The sequence below is a fragment of the Microcella sp. genome (genome assembly GCF_025808395.1).
Taxonomy (GTDB): domain Bacteria; phylum Actinomycetota; class Actinomycetes; order Actinomycetales; family Microbacteriaceae; genus Microcella.
Map to the genome: position 1 here is coordinate 1,404,770 of NZ_CP075524.1, position 16,449 is coordinate 1,421,218.

Annotated in this window: 15 protein-coding genes; 1 reads left to right on the top strand and 14 read right to left on the bottom strand. The window is 68.2% G+C overall.

The window, feature by feature from the left end; genetic code table 11:
* Positions 1-7 precede the first annotated feature (7 nt).
* The 9 genes from ilvD to otsA all read right to left on the bottom strand — a co-directional run bounded on the left by ilvD (position 8) and on the right by otsA (position 10,336).
* Positions 8-1,702: a dihydroxy-acid dehydratase gene (gene ilvD, locus KIT89_RS06905; protein WP_297599593.1), complete on the bottom strand. Its 1,695-nt coding sequence runs from the start codon at positions 1,700-1,702 to the stop codon at positions 8-10.
* A gap of 9 nt (positions 1,703-1,711) precedes the next feature.
* Positions 1,712-2,176, bottom strand: a complete 465-nt coding sequence (mnhG, locus tag KIT89_RS06910; protein ID WP_367275859.1) for a monovalent cation/H(+) antiporter subunit G — start codon at positions 2,174-2,176, stop codon at positions 1,712-1,714.
* On the bottom strand, positions 2,173-2,466 hold the full coding sequence (locus KIT89_RS06915) for a monovalent cation/H+ antiporter complex subunit F (protein ID WP_297599595.1): 294 nt from the start codon (positions 2,464-2,466) through the stop codon (positions 2,173-2,175). Before KIT89_RS06915 ends, mnhG begins: the two co-directional genes overlap by 4 nt.
* Positions 2,466-3,026, bottom strand: a complete 561-nt coding sequence (locus KIT89_RS06920) for a Na+/H+ antiporter subunit E (protein WP_297599597.1) — start codon at positions 3,024-3,026, stop codon at positions 2,466-2,468. The genes KIT89_RS06915 and KIT89_RS06920 overlap by 1 nt, the downstream gene beginning before the upstream one ends.
* Complete coding sequence (locus KIT89_RS06925) at positions 3,023-4,597, bottom strand: Na+/H+ antiporter subunit D (protein ID WP_297599599.1); 1,575 nt, start codon at positions 4,595-4,597, stop codon at positions 3,023-3,025. Before KIT89_RS06925 ends, KIT89_RS06920 begins: the two co-directional genes overlap by 4 nt.
* Positions 4,594-5,064 carry a Na(+)/H(+) antiporter subunit C gene (locus tag KIT89_RS06930; protein WP_297599601.1) on the bottom strand — a complete coding sequence of 157 codons (471 nt, stop codon included), beginning with the start codon at positions 5,062-5,064 and terminating at the stop codon, positions 4,594-4,596. The genes KIT89_RS06925 and KIT89_RS06930 overlap by 4 nt, the downstream gene beginning before the upstream one ends.
* On the bottom strand, positions 5,061-7,997 hold the full coding sequence (locus KIT89_RS06935) for a Na+/H+ antiporter subunit A (protein WP_297599602.1): 2,937 nt from the start codon (positions 7,995-7,997) through the stop codon (positions 5,061-5,063). Before KIT89_RS06935 ends, KIT89_RS06930 begins: the two co-directional genes overlap by 4 nt.
* 117 nt (positions 7,998-8,114) lie before the next feature.
* The gene (otsB, locus tag KIT89_RS06940) at positions 8,115-8,894 is read right to left on the bottom strand and encodes a trehalose-phosphatase (RefSeq protein ID WP_297599604.1); all 780 of its coding nucleotides are present in this window, start codon (positions 8,892-8,894) and stop codon (positions 8,115-8,117) included.
* The gene (gene otsA / locus KIT89_RS06945) at positions 8,891-10,336 is read right to left on the bottom strand and encodes an alpha,alpha-trehalose-phosphate synthase (UDP-forming) (protein WP_297599606.1); all 1,446 of its coding nucleotides are present in this window, start codon (positions 10,334-10,336) and stop codon (positions 8,891-8,893) included. The genes otsB and otsA overlap by 4 nt, the downstream gene beginning before the upstream one ends.
* A 136-nt stretch (positions 10,337-10,472) precedes the next feature.
* Here otsA and KIT89_RS06950 point away from each other — a divergent pair, with 136 nt between their 5' ends.
* Positions 10,473-11,315, top strand: coding sequence for a sugar phosphate isomerase/epimerase (locus tag KIT89_RS06950; protein WP_297599608.1), 843 nt, complete (start codon positions 10,473-10,475; stop codon positions 11,313-11,315).
* Here KIT89_RS06950 and KIT89_RS06955 read toward each other — a convergent pair.
* Genes KIT89_RS06955 through KIT89_RS06975 form a run of 5 tightly spaced genes read right to left on the bottom strand, consistent with a single transcriptional unit; the run spans position 11,312 to position 16,383 of the window.
* Positions 11,312-12,085, bottom strand: coding sequence for a FadR/GntR family transcriptional regulator (locus tag KIT89_RS06955; RefSeq protein WP_297599610.1), 774 nt, complete (start codon positions 12,083-12,085; stop codon positions 11,312-11,314). The genes KIT89_RS06950 and KIT89_RS06955 overlap by 4 nt on opposite strands.
* A 10-nt stretch (positions 12,086-12,095) precedes the next feature.
* The gene (locus KIT89_RS06960; RefSeq protein WP_297599612.1) at positions 12,096-12,884 is read right to left on the bottom strand and encodes a 3-oxoacyl-ACP reductase; all 789 of its coding nucleotides are present in this window, start codon (positions 12,882-12,884) and stop codon (positions 12,096-12,098) included.
* A gap of 10 nt (positions 12,885-12,894) precedes the next feature.
* Positions 12,895-14,253 (bottom strand): aldehyde dehydrogenase, encoded by a 1,359-nt coding sequence (locus KIT89_RS06965; RefSeq protein WP_297599614.1) that lies wholly within the window; start codon positions 14,251-14,253, stop codon positions 12,895-12,897.
* Positions 14,250-14,975, bottom strand: a complete 726-nt coding sequence (locus KIT89_RS06970) for a gamma-glutamyl-gamma-aminobutyrate hydrolase family protein (RefSeq protein WP_297599617.1) — start codon at positions 14,973-14,975, stop codon at positions 14,250-14,252. The genes KIT89_RS06965 and KIT89_RS06970 overlap by 4 nt, the downstream gene beginning before the upstream one ends.
* 28 nt (positions 14,976-15,003) lie before the next feature.
* A complete protein-coding gene (locus KIT89_RS06975; RefSeq protein WP_297599619.1) occupies positions 15,004-16,383 on the bottom strand; it encodes a glutamine synthetase family protein in 1,380 nt (459 codons plus the stop codon).
* Positions 16,384-16,449: the final 66 nt, after the last annotated feature.

Below are 16,449 nucleotides of genomic sequence, written 5' to 3' on the forward strand. Positions count from 1 at the left end.
CGCGCTGCTACCCGGTGACGGCTCCTTGCGCGGCTGAGCGCACGAGCTTCGAGTATTTGGCGAGGACGCCACGGGTGTAACGCGGAGGCAGGGGCGCCCAGTCGGTGCGGCGCGCCGTGAGCTCGTCAGCGTCGACCAGTAGGTCGAGGGAGCGAGCAGCGATATCAACCCGGATCAGATCACCATCGCGCACGAAGGCGATAGGACCAGCGTCTACCGCTTCGGGAGCTATATGGCCGATGCACAGTCCGGTTGTGCCGCCTGAGAATCGACCGTCGGTCAAGAGTAGTACATCTTTGCCGAGCCCAGCCCCCTTGATGGCGGCGGTGATGGCGAGCATCTCGCGCATGCCCGGGCCGCCCTTGGGCCCCTCGTAGCGGATGACGACGACGTCGCCGGCCGAGATCTCGCCGTTGGTGAGGGCGTCCATCGCCGCGCGCTCGCGCTCGAAGACGCGCGCGGGGCCTTCGAAGACGGCGGCGTCGAAGCCGGCGGTCTTCACGACAGCGCCCTCGGGTGCGAGCGAGCCCTTGAGAATGGTGAGGCCGCCGGTGGCGTGAATGGGGTTGTCGAGGGTGCGCAAGACCTCACCGTCGAGCGGGTCGGGGTTGAGGTCGGCGAGGTTCTCGGCCATCGTCTTGCCGGTCACCGTCATGACGTCACCGTGCAGCAGCCCGGCGTCGAGCAGCGCCTTGAGCAGCACGGGCAGCCCGCCCTGACGATCGACGTCGTTCATGACGTAGTTGCCGAAGGGCTTGAGGTCGCCGATGTGCGGCACGTTCTGGCCGATGCGGTTGAAGTCGTCGAGCGTGAGCTCGACCTCGGCCTCGTGCGCGATGGCGAGCAGGTGCAGCACGACGTTCGTCGACCCGCCGAGGGCCATCGCCACCGTGATGGCGTTCTCGAAGGCCTGCTTCGTGAGAATCTGACGCGCCGTGATGCCGTGCTTGAGCAGGTTCACGACGGCTTCGCCGCTGCGGTGGGCGTACATGTCGCGACGGCGATCGTAGGATGCTGGGCTCGCCGACCCCGGAAGGCTCAGCCCGAGCGCCTCGGCCACCGACGCCATCGTGTTCGCGGTGTACATGCCGCCGCAGGCCCCCTCACCCGGAGCGAAGGCGCACTCGATGCGGTGGGCGTCTTCGGCCGACATCTTGCCTGCTTTGACCGCGCCGACCGCTTCGAAGCTGTCGATGATGGTGATGGCCTTCTCGGTGCCGTCGCTGAGCTTCACCCAGCCGGGCGCGATCGACCCTGCGTAGAGAAAGACGCTCGCGAGGTCGAGTCGCGCGGCCGCCATGAGCATGCCCGGAATCGACTTGTCGCACCCGGCGAGCAGCACCGAGCCGTCGAGGCGCTCGGCCTGCATGACGGTCTCGACAGAGTCGGCGATGACCTCGCGACTCACGAGCGAGAAGTGCATGCCCTCGTGACCCATCGAAATGCCGTCGCTCACGCTCACGGTGCCGAACTGCAGCGGGTAGCCGCCACCGGCGTGCACACCCTCTTTCGCTGATTGCGCGAGGCGCGCGAGCGAGAGGTTGCACGGGGTGATCTCGTTCCACGAGCTCGCGATGCCGATCTGCGCTTTGCTCCAGTCGTCATCGCCCATGCCGACGGCGCGCAGCATGCCGCGCGAGGTGGTGGCTTCGATTCCGTCTGTGACGACGCGGGAACGGGGCTTGTGGTCGGCCTTCGACATTCCTTGATTCTATGGCCCGGCGCGCGTGCCCTTGGCCGTGCCCGGTTCGTCGTCGAAGCTGCCGCCGGGCAGATCGATGCGCCCCGCCTCGTCGACATCGGGCTCGAGCTCGTCGGCGATGAGGGTGTCGGGGTCGAACTCACCCGTGCGGTAGCCGGCCCGACCCACCATGTGCGCGGCGATCGGTGCCGTGAGCAGTTGGAACACCACCACAGGAATCAGCAGCAGCAGCACGGCCCAGCTGCGCACACTGAGCGCGAGCGCGACGACGAGCAGAATCAGGCCGAGAATCTGCGGCTTGGTGGCGGCGTGCAACCGTGCGAGGGCATCCGGAAACCGCAAGAGGCCGACGGCCGCGGCGAACGTCAGCAAAGCTGACACGATGAGCAATACCGCGGCGACGAGATCGAGCGCCGACGAGACGGGTTCCGAATCGACGAACGAGGTCGACTGCAGAAAGAGCGTCAACATCATCGCGCACCCTGCTCTCGCACATCGGTCGCATCGGTCGCGCGCGTGACGAAACGCGCCACCGAGATGCTGCCGAAGACGCCGACGGCGGCGAGCACGACCATGAGCGGAATGGTGCGCGTATGGCCGTTCATGACCATCTCGGCGCCGACGACCACGATGAGCGTCGTGAGCAGCACGTCAGATGCGATGACTCGATCGAGCAACGAAGGGCCGACGATGACGCGGTAGAGCAGCATGAGCGCCGCGATCGCGAGCACGCTGCCGGTAATGATGTGCAGAACGACCAGCATCAGCGCACCGCCTTCCACTCGTCGGCCGAGCCCCACGCGCGCAGCAGGTCGCGCTCGAGACTCAGCACGTGCGCGCGGGCCTTGTCGATGTCGTCGTCGGTGCGCGCCCCGAGGGTGTGCACGTAGAGCCGCGCGTTGACTCGATCGATTTCGAGCACGACCGAGCCGGGCACGACCGAGACCGCGATCGTTGTTCCCGTCATGATGAAGTCTGAGCGCGTGTGCAAGTCGATGCGGATCACGGCGCTGTACGGCATGGGCTCTCGTGCGAAGGCCTGCAGGGCGACCTGGAACGATGCCACGACGATCTCGCCCAGCACGCGCATGACGAAGACGACGAACCAGAAGACGTTGAAGCGGCCCGAGAGCTCGACCGGGGGCAAGTAGAAGACGCGAGTAACGGCGAGCGCGACGACGACTCCCGTGACGATCGTGAGCGGCGTCACCGATCCCCACAGCATGATCCACAGTGCCACGAGCGCGAGCAGCAGCGGCACTTGCTCGAGCAGCGTGACGCGGCGGCGCGGCGGCGCATCGGGCGAGACGTTCGCCTCGATCATTCGGCAACCCCCTCTTCGAAGTCGGGGAACAGCAACCGGATGTACGGCTCGGGCCCGTCGAGGTTCTCAGCCGCTCGGTCGGACACGGCGTAGAGCGGCCCCGCGAAGACCGTGAGGGCGAGGCCGACCGCGACCATCCCGGCGGTGCTGATGGTCATGAGCCTCGGCGTGGTCTTGCTCACGGCGATCGTCGACGTGCTGAGCGGAGCCTCTTCGACCTCGCGCAGCAGCCGCGACTCGTCGCCCTCGACGTCGTCGGCGGGGCGCCAGAAAGCGAGGTTCCAGACGCGCACGAGCGCGTAGAGCGTGAGCAGCGAGACGAAGGCACCTGCGCCGATGAGCGTGTAGGCGAGCGCATCGCCCTGCACCGCGGTGGCCTGGAACAGCCCGAGCTTGCCGATGAAGCCCGAGAAAGGGGGGATGCCGCCGAGGTTGAGTGCGGGAATGAAGAACAGCAGCGCCACGAGCGGTGCGCTCGCGAGCAGACCGCCGATGCGCGTGATCGACGTGCTGCCCGCTTCTCGCTCGACGAGACCGGCCGCCAAGAAGAGCGTCGTCTGCACGACGATGTGGTGAACGATGTAGAAGATGGCGGCCGCGGTGCCCGCCACCGTTCCGAGGGCAACGCCGAGAATCATGAACCCGATGTGGCTCACGAGCGTGAACGACAGGATTCGCTTGATGTCGGCTTGCGCCACCGCACCCAGAGCCCCCACGACCATCGTGAGTAGCGCCAGCACCATGAGCGCGGGATTCAGCTCGGGGCTCGGAAAGATGACGGTTTCGACTCGGATGATCGCGTAGACGCCAATCTTGGTGAGCAGGCCCGCGAACGCGGCGGTGACGGGAGCCGGTGCAGACGGGTAGCTGTCTGGCAACCAGAACGAGAGCGGAAAGACGGCCGCCTTGATGCCGAAGGCGACGAGCAGCATCACGTGCAGCAGAATTTGCACATCGACGGGCAGGTCTTGCACCCGCTGGGCGACTTGCGCGAGGTTGACCGTGCCGAGCGCGCCGTACACCATGCCGATTGCCGCGAGAAAGAGCAACGACGAGAGCAGGCTCACGATGACGTAGGTGACGCCAGCGCGAATGCGCGACTCGGTGCCGCCGAGCGTGATGAGCACATAGCTCGCGACGAGCAGAATCTCGAAGCCGACGTAGAGGTTGAAGAGGTCGCCCGCGACGAACGCCACCATGACGCCCGTCGTCAGAATGAGGTAGGTCGGGTAGTAGATCGACACGGGGGTTTCGTCATCGCCATCGGCGAGACCCTGCCCGATCGAGAACACCAGCACGGCGAGCAGCACGACCGCCGAGACGACGACCATGAGCGCTGAGAGCCGGTCGGCGATGAGCACGATGCCGAACGGTGCTTGCCAATTGCCCACCTCGACGACGAGGGGTCCCGAGTCGTCGACGATGAGCAGCAGCGCGATGCCGATGCCGAGCACGGCGACGAGCGAGAGCGCCGCGACGATGCGCTGCGGGCGAGCACGACGGCCGAGCACGAGCGTGAGGGCCGCGCCGAGCATGGGCACGAGCACGACGAGCGAGACGAGGGCGTTCATCGCGGCTCCTCTCGCGAATCGTCGACTTCGAATCCGGTGAGCGCGCCTTCATCGGCGGGAAAGTCGGTGTCGCCCTCGTCGGGAGTGGTCTCTTCGAGCGGCAGCGTGATGGCGCCTTCACGCAACGCCACATCGTCGACGTCGTCAGACACGTCGTCGGCGTTCGCGAGCCGCCATGACCGGTAGATGAGCGCGAGCAAGAAGGCCGACACGGCGAAGGTGATGACGATCGCGGTGAGGATGAGCGCCTGCGGCAGAGGGTCGGTGTAGTCGTCGGCAGCGACGCCGTCGACGACGATCGGCGCGATGCCGGGGCGGCCCGTCATGATGAGAATGAGCAGGTTGACGCCGTTGCCGATGAGCAAGAAGCCGAGCACGACCCTGGTGAGGCTGCGCTCGAGCAGCAGGAAGACGCCGCACGCGACGAGCGCGGCCATGACGACGACGAGCACGAGAGAGATCGTCATCGCCCTGCCCTCCGAGGGCTGCGCGCGGCAGCCGAGAGCGCGACCGGCGCTTGCTCGTCGCCGCCCTGCCGATCGACCTCGGCACCGAGGCTGCGCAGCACGTCGAGCACGAGACCGATGACGATGAGGTACACGCCGATGTCGAAGATGGTCGACGTGACGAACTCGATCTCACCGAGCAGCCACACGTCGACCTCCCAGTAGGTCGACGTGAGCGGTGGCGCCCCGAAGAACAGCGGCACGACTGCTGCGCCCGCTGCCACGAACAACCCGGCACCCAGCACAGTGCCTGCACCCAGCGGCAGCGCAGCGCCGAGCTCGTATCGCCCGCCCGCGAGATATCGGCCGACGAGCGCGAGCCCTGCGACGAGCCCGCCCGCGAAGCCGCCGCCCGGCAGGTTGTGGCCCGCGAAGAGCAAGTACAGCGAGACGACGATGACGGCGTGGAAGGTCAAGCGCACGACGACCTCGAGCAGAATCGAGCGGTGTCGGGGGTCGAGCGTCGGTCCCGCGAGAATCCAGGCGTTGCGGCGCTCACCGAGCGCACCCTTCTCGCGCACCCGTTCGAGCCGCGATGTGATGCGGCGCTTCACAGCGGCTCGACCCATGCGGCTCGGTGCCTCGCCACGGTCTCGCAAGAACAGCAGGCTCGCGACGCCCGTCGCGGCGGCGATGACGACGGCGAGCTCGCCCATGGTGTCCCAGCCGCGCAAGTCGACGAGTGCCACGTTCACGATGTTGCGACCGTGGCCTTGGCCGAGCGCCAGTTCGGCCCAGTCGAGCGAGATCGGGTTGGCGATGCGCGAACCGGCCGCGATGAGGGCAACGAGGGCGAATACGAGCCCGACCCCGATGGCGATGACGGCTCGCAGCGGGCGATGCGTGCTGCCGTGCCGGTCGCCGAGACGCGCGGGCAGGCGGCGCAGCACGAGCACGAACGCGATGAGGGTCACGACCTCGACGAGAATCTGCGTGATCGCGAGGTCGGGTGCGCCGTGCAGGGCGAAGAGCGCCGACATGCCGAAGCCCGTGACGCCGACGACGAGCAGGGCTGCGAAGCGCTTCTGCGCCTTCGTGGCGGCGATCGCCGATCCGATCATGACGATGCCGATCGCGAGCTGCGCTGGCTGATCCCACAGTCGCAGCTCCGCCGGCCACGTGGTGCCCGACACGAGTCCAGCGGTCATGACGCTGACGAACACGACGAGGATGACGCCGAGGTAGAACGGCAGTGAACCGCGCTGGGTGAGGCTCGTTGTGCGGGCGGCCAATCGGTCGACGGCGCTGATGGTCTCCCAATAGGCGTCTGACGCACTGAGACCGGTCGCGAGCCGCTCTTGCACGCTCGTGAGCTTCTCGCGCAGTGCGAACATGACGGCGCCAAGCACGATCGTGATGAGCGAGAGGTACAGCACGGGCCCGATGCCGTGCCACAGTGCGAGTGCGTACGGCTCTGACTCGCTCGCATCGAAGAGCGCGGGGTACCCCATGAGGCCCGTGCCCGCCATGGGAGCGAGCGGCCCGAGGGCGAGGCCCGTGACGGCGAGCACGGTGGGTGCGAGCACGAATCGCTTGCTCATCGTCTCGAGCGACGTGACGTCGTCGACGTGCGTCTTTCGCGCGAACGCACCCCAGAAGAACCGGATGCTGTACGCGACGGTGATCGACGAGCCCACGACGACGCCCACGAGGGCGATCGTGCCCCACAGCTGCTGCTCGCCGCCGCCCATGGCCTCGGCGAGCAGGCCGTGCAGCACCGTCTCTTTCGCGACGAAGCCGAACAGGGGCGGCAGCCCCGCCATCGATGCGAGCGCCACGGCGGTTACGATGGCGAGCACGGGCGAACGTCGGCCGAGCCCACTGAGCCGACGAAGGTCGCGCGTGCCCGCCTTGTGGTCGATGATGCCGACGACGAGAAACAGTGATCCCTTGTAGAGCGCGTGGGCGAGCAGTAGCGCGAGCGCGGCGAGCGCCGTGTCGCGCGTGCCGAAGCCCGCGACGACGGTGAGAAACCCGAGCTGACTCACGGTGCCGTAGGCGAGCAGCAGCTTGAGGTCGGTCTGCTTGAGGGCCGCCCAGCCCCCGAGCAGCATGGTCGCGAGCCCGAGCGTCACGAGCACCTCTCGCCACCCGGGCACCTCGATGAACGCCGGTGCCATGCGGGCGAGCAGGTAGATGCCGGCCTTGACCATGGCTGCAGCGTGCAGGTATGCGCTCACGGGGGTCGGCGCGGCCATGGCTCCCGGCAACCAGAAGTGCAGCGGCACGATCGCCGACTTCGAGAGCGCACCGACGAGCACGAGATACACCGACACGGTCGTGAGCGTCGAGGCAGGTGTGCTCTCGAGGATGACGCTCAGGTTCGACGAACCGGCCTGCCCTGCGAGCAGCACGAGGCCGACGAGCATGACGAGCCCGCCGAGGGTCGTCGTGATGAGAGCCTGCAGCGCGGCTCCACGACTCGCTCTGCGGTGCATGTAGTGACCGACGAGCAAGTACGAGAAGACGCTCGTGGCCTCCCAGAACACGAACAGCAAATAGACGTCGTCGGCGACGACGAGGCCGTACATGGCGCCCGCGAAGGCGAGCAGCACGGCAGCGAATCGGCCGAGGCCCGGTTCGTCGCTGCGAAAGTAGGAGGCGCAGTAGAACATGACGAGGCTGCCGATGCCCGTGACGATGAGGGCGAGCACCCACGACAGCGTGTCCATGCGCATGTCAAGCGTGAACTGCAACTGAGCAATCCAGGTCACGCGCTCGACGGGCAAGCGCTCGATCTCACCGGCGAGCACGGCAGGCGCCTGCAGCAGGGTGTGCGCGAAGGCTCCCAGCGAGACGAGCGACGCGACCCAGAACACGCGAGAACCCATGGAGCGCGCGAGCAATGGCAGCAGCATTGCGGCAACACCGATCACCGCAAGGACAGCGATCATGCGTCCTCCCTCGGTGTCGGCAGTTCGGCAAGGGGGTAGGGCGTCACGTGCGACAGACGGTGCGTCGCCGGATGGCTCAATTCTATCTGTCTCGGCTGCGCGCCGATGACACGCCGGTCAGCGCTGCGAGCGGGCCTCGACGAGCACCGCGAGCGCGTCGGCGAGCTGCGCGGGATCCGTCACGCGAAACGGCGCGACCGAGTCGGCAGTGCCCACCTTGATGCCGACATCGCCCTCGGTGAGCACCGCGAGCGCGTCTTCATCGGTGACGTCGTCTCCAGCGAAGAGCACGGCGTCTGGCTGCAGTCGATCGCGCAGCACGCGCACGCCATCGCCCTTGGTCGCGTCGCGAACGGCGAACTCGACGACGTTCTTGCCGTCGCGCACCAAGACGTCGGCATCTGCCTCGAGCGACGCCGCGCGAACCCGACGCTGAAGCTCGGCGGCCGCACTCGATTCGACGACGCGAGTGTGCACCGCGAAGCCCGCGGGCTTGACCTCGACCCAGGCCCCCTCGACTGCGTCGACGAGCGGGTGCAGCGCCTCACGCAGCGCTTCGACCCGCGCGCGATCGCGCTCGTCGACCGGCGCGACCTCATCGCCCGGCGCGATACGCACTTCGAGCCCGTGCGAGCCGATCATGGCTGCCGTGATCTCGCGTGGCACCACGACCTCGAGGCTCGAGAGAGCGCGGCCTGAGACGAAGGCGATCGTCGTGCCGGGCATCCCCTGCAATGCGGCAAGGTGCTCGGTGGCGGCTGGAATCGCGCGCGCGGCATCGGGCACGTCGACCTCGGGGGCGAGGGTTCCGTCGAAGTCGAGCGCGATGAGCAGTCGGTCGACCGCCGCGATGCGCCGCAACGCCTCGCCGAGCGCTGTCTCGAGCTGACCCGTCATCGGGCATCGGAGTGGTGGTTGGCGTGGCGCAGCGTGTCGAGAAAGCTCTGCGACCAGCGGGCGACATCGTTCTCGCGCACCCGTCGGCGCAATGCTCGCATGCGGGTCGTGCGTTCGCGATGAGGCATGCGAACGGCGTGCAGCAGTGCCTCTTTGAGACCGTCGATGTCGTGCGGGTTGACGAGCAGCGCATTCTTGAGCTCGTCGGCGGCGCCCGCGAACTCGCTCAGCACGAGCACGCCGTCTTCATCGTGCCGGCACGCCACGTACTCTTTCGCGACGAGGTTCATGCCGTCGCGCAGCGCGGTCACGAGCATGACGTCTGCCGCGAGGTAGAGCGCCACCATCTCTTCACGCGGATACCCGTGGTGCAGGTACGACACGACGGGGTGGCTGATGGTGGCGTAGGTGCCGTTGAGCCGGCCGACCGTCAGCTCGATCTCATCGCGCAACTGCATGTAGGCCGCCACCCGCTCGCGACTCGGGCTCGCCACTTGCACGAGCACGGTCTGGCCGGCCTGCGTCTCACCGTCGCGCAGCAGCTCGCCGAAGGCCTTCAATCGGTGGCGGATGCCCTTCGTGTAGTCGAGGCGGTCGACGCCGAGCATGATCGTGGCAGGGTTGCCGAGGTCGTCGCGAATCTGCTGAGCCCGCGCCTGAATCTCGGGGCGCCGCGCGATCTCTTCGAAGCTCTCGACATCGATCGAGATCGGAAACGCCTTGGCGATGACACTGCGGTGCCCGCCCTTGTCATCGGGCACGCGAATCTCGGGAGTGCGCGTCGCATAGCCGAAGAGGCGGCGCACGGCCCGCGAGAAGTTGCCGGCATCTGCCACGCGCTGAAAGCCGATGACATCGGCCCCGAGCAGCCCTTCGACGACCTGGCGGCGCCACGGCAGCTGCGCGTAGATGCCGTATGGCGGAAACGGAATGTGGTTGAAGAAGCCGATGGTGAGGTCGGGCCGCTGCTCGCGCAGCATCTTCGGCACGAGCTGCAATTGGTAGTCCTGCACCCACACGGTCGCGCCCGGTGCCGCGATGCGCGCGCTCGCGTCGGCGAAACGCTGGTTGACCTCGACATAGGCGTCCCACCACTCTCGGTGGAAGCTCGGCGGGGCGATGACGTCGTGATAGAGCGGCCAGAGGGTGTCGTTGCTGAAGCCTTCGTAGTAGTGCTCGATCTCGAGCGGGCTCAGCGGCACCGGCACGAGATAGGTGCCGTCTTCGACGAACGGGTCGAGATCGAGGTCTGGCTTGCCCGCCCAGCCGACCCAGGCGCCGTCTGAGGCCTTCATGACGGGCTCGAGCGCCGTGACGAGACCCCCGGGCGACCGCTGCCAGCGTTCGACGCCGTCGAGGCCGACCACTCGATCGACGGGCAGACGGTTCGACACGACGATGAAGTCGTAGCTGCTTCTGCTGGTTCGCGCCGGGCTCGTCATATGGCCCAACGGTATCAAGAGAGTCTCAGAGTCTTCTCAGACGACCGATCTCGGCTTCTCGCGGTTCGACGAATCGTCACGAGGCGTTCATGCTGGGCTCCTCGAGGCGGCGTTCGGCGAGTCGTACTGTGGCACCGTGATCAGCATCGGCATGGGCACAACCAGCGTTCTCCACCGTCGCCTGGCCGACGCCTTCCACCTGGCCGCCGAGGCTGGGTTCGACGGCGTCGAGATCATGGTGACGAGCGACCCCGATACGCGCGACCCTCGCGTGATCAAGGCCCTCAGTGCGCGGTACGGGATGCCCGTGCTGAGCATCCACGCCCCTGTTCTGGTCTTGACGACCTTCGTCTACGGGCTTGACGCGCGCGTCAAGCTGCAGCGCAGCGTCGAGCTCGCCCGTCACGTCGGCGCCAGCACTGTGGTCGTGCACCCGCCGTTTCGCTGGCAGGTGATCGCCGCGCGCGGCTTCGAGTCGGCAGTGCGCGAGCTCACCGAGGCGACGGGAGTCACGATCGCCGTCGAGAACATGTTCCCGGTCACGGTACGCGGGCGCGACCGTGAGGCCTATGCCCCGAGCTGGAACCCCGGCGACCTCGCCGTCGACGCCCTCACGCTTGACTTCTCGCACGCCGCACTCGCCGGAGTGAGCTCGCTCGACCTCGCCGAGCAGTGGGGCGATCGGCTGCGCCATGTGCACTTATGCGACGGCTCGTCGGTCGAGCCCAACGACCGAGTCTTCGATGAGCACCTGCTGCCCGGCCGCGGCGCCCAGCCCGTCGCCGAGGTGCTGCAGCTGCTCGCCCGTCGCGGCTTCGACGGTGCCCTCATCGCCGAGATCAACACTCGCTCGTGCGGGTCAGACGACTCCCGACGGCTCGCCCTGCTGCGCGAGACCGTGCAGTTCGCGCGCGAGCACACCGCCACGCGATCGCGCGAGGTCGCGGCGCAGCGCCGCTCGCTCGTCTCAGATCGCTAGCCGAGAAAGGCGCGCAGCAGCGATTGCGAGCCTCGAAGGTGCTCGTCCATCGCTCTCGCCGCGCCCTCGGCATCACCCACGAGCACGGCCCAGACGATCTGGGCATGCTGCTCGTCAGAGTGCGCGATGTTGGGCGCCAGCAGCGGAATGCGGTCGAGCAGCAGGTTGACGTGCATGCGGTTCTCGGCGATGAGCGAGACCAGTCGCGAGCTGCCCGAGAGCTCGGCGATCGTCAGGTGCAGCCGTGAGTCGAGGCGTCGGTAGTCTGCCGGGTCGGCCTCGGCGAGTTCGCTGAGGCGCGAGTGCAGCGACTCGCGCTCTGCCGCTGAGAGCGCTCGTGCCGCCGCAGCGCGTGCTGCACCCACTTCGAGCACCGTGCGCAGCGTGAGAATGTCGTCGAGCTCGTCGAGCGTCACCTCGGGGGCTGGCGCGCCCTGCGCGTCGGGCAGCGGGTCGCGCACGAAGGTTCCGCCGTAGCGACCGCGCCTCGACTCGAGGTAGCCGGCATCGGCCAGCGACCGGATGGCATCGCGAACGGTGTCGCGGCTCACCTCGAACCGCGCGGCGAGCTCGCGCTCGGGCGCGAGAGCGTCACCGGGAGCCACGATGCCGAGCCTGATGAGCTGCAGCAGGCGGGCGAGGGTCTCTTCGAACGCATTGCCGGTGCGCACGGGCCGAGAGAGCGCCTCGTGCGCGAGCGACTCGCCCGAGTCGAGGGCGTCGCCGGGCTCGACGAGGTCGGCGTCTGCACGCTCGTTCTGCCCGGCCATGACCGCGACCCTACAGCGGGGTGACGTATGCGCCGCTGATGCCGCCGTCAACGAGGAACGTCGAGGCGGTGATGAACGAGGCGTCGTCGCTCGCGAGGAAGGCGACCGCGGCGGCGAGCTCTTCGGGCTCGGCGAACCGCCCCTTCGGAATGTGCACGAGTCGGCGCTGCGCTCGCTCGGGGTCGGTCGCGAAGAGCTCTTGCAGCAGCGGAGTGTTCACGGGGCCCGGGCACAGGGCGTTGACCCTGATGCCCTGCCGGGCGAACTGCACCCCGAGCTCACGCGTCATGGCGAGCACACCGCCCTTGCTCGCAGTGTACGAGATCTGGCTCGTCGCACTGCCCATGACGGCCACGAACGAGGCCGTGTTGATGATCGAGCCCGACTGCTGGGCGACCATGTGCCGAAGGGCCGCGCGCGAGCATAGGTAGACGCTCTTGAGGTTGACGTCTTGCACCTTCTCCCACGCCGGCAGCTCGGTGGTCTCGATCGAGTCGTCGTCTGGGGGCGAGATGCCCGCGTTGTTGAACGCGATGTCGAGCGAGCCGAAGGTCGACTGGGCCGTGTCGAAGAGGTGGTTGACCTCGGCCTCATCGGTCACGCCGACCTTCACGAAGAGGCCGCCGACCTCGGCCGCGGCCGCCTCGCCCGTCGCGGGGTTCATGTCGCCGATGACGACGGTGGCGCCCTCGGCGGCGAAGCGGCGCGCGGTCGCGAGACCGATGCCGCTCGCGCCGCCCGTGATGACGGCGACCTTGCCCTTCAGGCGCTGGGTGAGGTCGATGGGGGTAATGGTCATGCCGGGCTCCTTAGCTGTGCGAGAAGAAGACGTTCTTGGTCTCGGTGAAGGCGAGCGGGGCATCAGGGCCGAGCTCGCGCCCGAGCCCGCTCTGCTTGAACCCGCCGAAGGGGGTCGCGTACCGCACTGACGAGTGCGAGTTGACGCTCAGCGCGCCGCTCTCGACCCCGCGGGCGACGCGGATGCCGCGGCCGAGGTCGCGCGTGAAGATCGAGCCAGACAGCCCGAAGATTGAGTCGTTGGCCAACGCGATCGCGTCGGCCTCGTCGTCGAACGGCAGCACCGAGACGACGGGGCCGAAGATCTCATCCCGCGCCACGCGGTCTGAGCGGTTGGGCAGCAGCACGGTCGGCGGCATCCAGTAGCCGGGGCCCTCGGGCGCCGTGCCCGTGAACGCGACGGGAACGCTGCCGTCGAGAAAGGCCGCGACGTTGTCGAAGTGCCCCCTCGACACGAGCGGCCCCATCTCGGTCGCCTCGTCGTGGGGGTCGCCGACGCGAAAGCCCTGCACGGCGGGCTCGAGCAGTTCGAGAAAGCGGTCGAGCACACTGCGCTGCACGAGCAGTCGCGACCGCGCGCAGCAGTCTTGCCCGGCATTGTCGAAGACCGAGCCGGGGGCGCCGGATGCCGCTGCCTCGAGGTCGGCGTCGGCGAACACGATGTTCGCGCTCTTGCCGCCGAGCTCGAGCGTGACGGGCTTCACCTGCGCCGCGCATCCGGCCATCACCTGCTTGCCCACCTCGGTCGAGCCGGTGAAGACCACTTTGCGCACGCGCTCGTGCGTCACGAACCGGTCGCCGACGACCGAGCCGCGGCCCGGCAGCACCTGCAGCAGGTGCTCGGGCAGCCCCGATTCGAGGGCGAGCTCGCCGAGCCGGATCGCCGTGAGCGGCGTCCAGTCGGCGGGTTTCAGCAGCACGGCGTTGCCGGCTGCGAGCGCTGGCGCGAATCCCCATGCCGCGATCGGCATGGGAAAGTTCCACGGCACGATCACCCCGACGACGCCGAGCGGCTCGTGAAAGGTGACGTCGAGACCCCCGGCGACGGGAATCTGCTGGCCGATGAGCCGCTCGGGTGCTCCGCTGTAGTAGTCGAGCACGTCGCGCACGTTGCCCGCCTCCCAGCGAGCGGCGCCGATCGGGTGGCCCGAGTTGCGCACCTCGAGCTCGGCGAGCTCGTCGACGTGCGCGTCGACCGTCGCGGCGAAGCGGCGCAGCGCACGAGCCCGGTCGACGGGCGCGAGCGCTGCCCACGACCGCTGCACCACGACGGCCCGTTCGACGGCCGCATCGACCTCGTCGAGCGTCGTGTGCCGCACCGTGCCGATGATCGACTCGTCAGCGGGATTGATGAGAGTGGTCTCGCTCATGCGCGGGCCTTCCGGTTCTCTCGGTAGTGCACCGCGGCGTCGACGAGGCCCGCGAACAATCGAGCGTCGTCGGTCGCCGACTCTTCGGGGTGCCACTGCACGGCCACGCCGAACGTCATCGCGTCGACGTCGACCGCCTGCACGATGCCGTCGTCGCCTCGGGCGCTCACGGTGAGGCCGGGCGCCACCTCGTCGATCGCCTGATGGTGGTAGCTCTGCACGGTCACCCGATCGCCCAGCAGCGCTGCCGTGCGCGTGCCCGGCTCGATGATCGCGGGGTTGGGGGTGAAGACGCCGCCACCGGCGTTGTAGCGCGACGACCCGATCGCATCGGGCAGGTGCTGGATGAGGCTGCCGCCGAGCGCCGTGTTGAGCACTTGCAGCCCCCGGCAGATGCCGAGGAAGGGAATGTCGCGGGCGATGGCCCGCGTGAGCAGCACGTCTTCGAGAGCGTCGCGATCGAGGCGCGGCGCATCGTTCGCCGGGTGCGGCTGTTGACCGTATCGGCGCGCATCGACGTCTTTGCCGCCCGTCAAGATCAGGCCGTCGAGGCCGTCGAGCACGGCGTCGGCCGCCGCCTCGTCGAGTGGCTGCGGAGGCAGCAGCACCGCCGTGCCGCCCGCGCGCGTCACCGCGTCAATGTAGACGGCGGGCAAGAACGCTGCGAGAACATCCCACACGCCGCACTGCGCCTGCTCGAGGTAGGTGGTCAGACCGATCACGGGGCGTCGCCCTGTGGCGGTGGTCGGCTCACAACCGTTCGAAGCCACGGATGCGCTCCCAGTCGGTGATCGCCGCGTCGAAGGCCGACTGCTCGACCTTCGCCATGTTGAGGTAGTGCGCCATGACCTCGTCGCCGAACGCGGCGCGCGCGAGCTCGGAGCCCGCGAACAGCTCGGCCGCATCGCGCAGGGTCGACGGCACGCGCGGCACGTCGGCGTCGTAGGCGTTTCCTTCGAAGATCTCGGGCAGCGTCAGCTGGTTCCCGATGCCGTGCAGGCCCGCGGCGATGATGGCCGCGGTGGCGAGGTAGGGGTTGACGTCGCCCCCTGGCACGCGGTTCTCGACGCGCAGACTGTGGCCAGAGCCCACGACCCGCAGCGCGCATGTGCGGTTGTCGACGCCCCAGGCGATGCCCGTCGGCGCGAAGCTGCCGGGCACGTAGCGCTTGTACGAGTTGATGGTGGGGGCGAAGAACAGGCTCAGCTCGCGCATGGCGGCGAGCTGCCCGGCGAGCCAGTGTTCCATGAGGGGCGAGAAGCCGTGCGGCCCGTCGCCGGCCATGACGGCCGAGCCGTCGGTGCCGCGCACGCTGAGGTGAATGTGGCAGCTGTTGCCCTCGCGCTCGTCGTACTTGGCCATGAAGGTGAGCGCCTTGCCGTGCTGGTCGGCGATCTCTTTCGCACCGTTCTTGTAGATGACGTGGTTGTCGCACGTTGCGAGGGCGTGCGCGTAGCGGAAGGCGATCTCTTGCTGGCCGAAGTTGCACTCGCCCTTGACGCCCTCGCAGTACATGCCGGCGCCGTCCATGCCGTTGCGGATGTCGCGCAAGAGCGGCTCCATGCGCGTCGACGCGAGCAGCGCGTAGTCGATGTTGTAGTCGCTCGCGGGGGTCAGGTGGTCATAGCCCTTCGCCCACGCCTCGCGATAGCTGTCGTCGAAGACGATGAACTCGAGCTCGGTGCCGACGAAGGGCACGAGCCCGTGCTGGGCGAGTCGATCGACCTGCTGCTGCAAGATCTGCCGCGGGCTCGGGGCGACGGGGCCGCCATCCATGCGGCGCAGGTCGGCGATGACGAGCGCCGTGGCCGGCAGCCACGGAATGCGGCGCAGGGTGCCGAGGTCGGGCTGCATGACCATGTCGCCGTAGCCGGTCTGCCACGACGACATCGCGTAGCCGCCGACGGTGTTCATCTCGACGTCGACGGCGAGCAGGTAGTTGCAGCACTCGGCGCCGTGCGCGGCGACTTCTTCACGGAACAGTCGCGCCGAGACCCGCTTGCCCACCAGGCGCCCCTGCATGTCGGCGAAGGCCACGATCACGGTGTCGATCTCGCGAGCGTCGATGAGGCCTTCGAGTTCGGCGAGCGTCAGATTTCCCGACCGGACGGGCGACTGTTCTGCAGTCATGGAGCGCCTCCCTTGGCACGGCTTTCGACCATTGGTACCACAGTTTGCCGTCGACAGGGCCAGCAT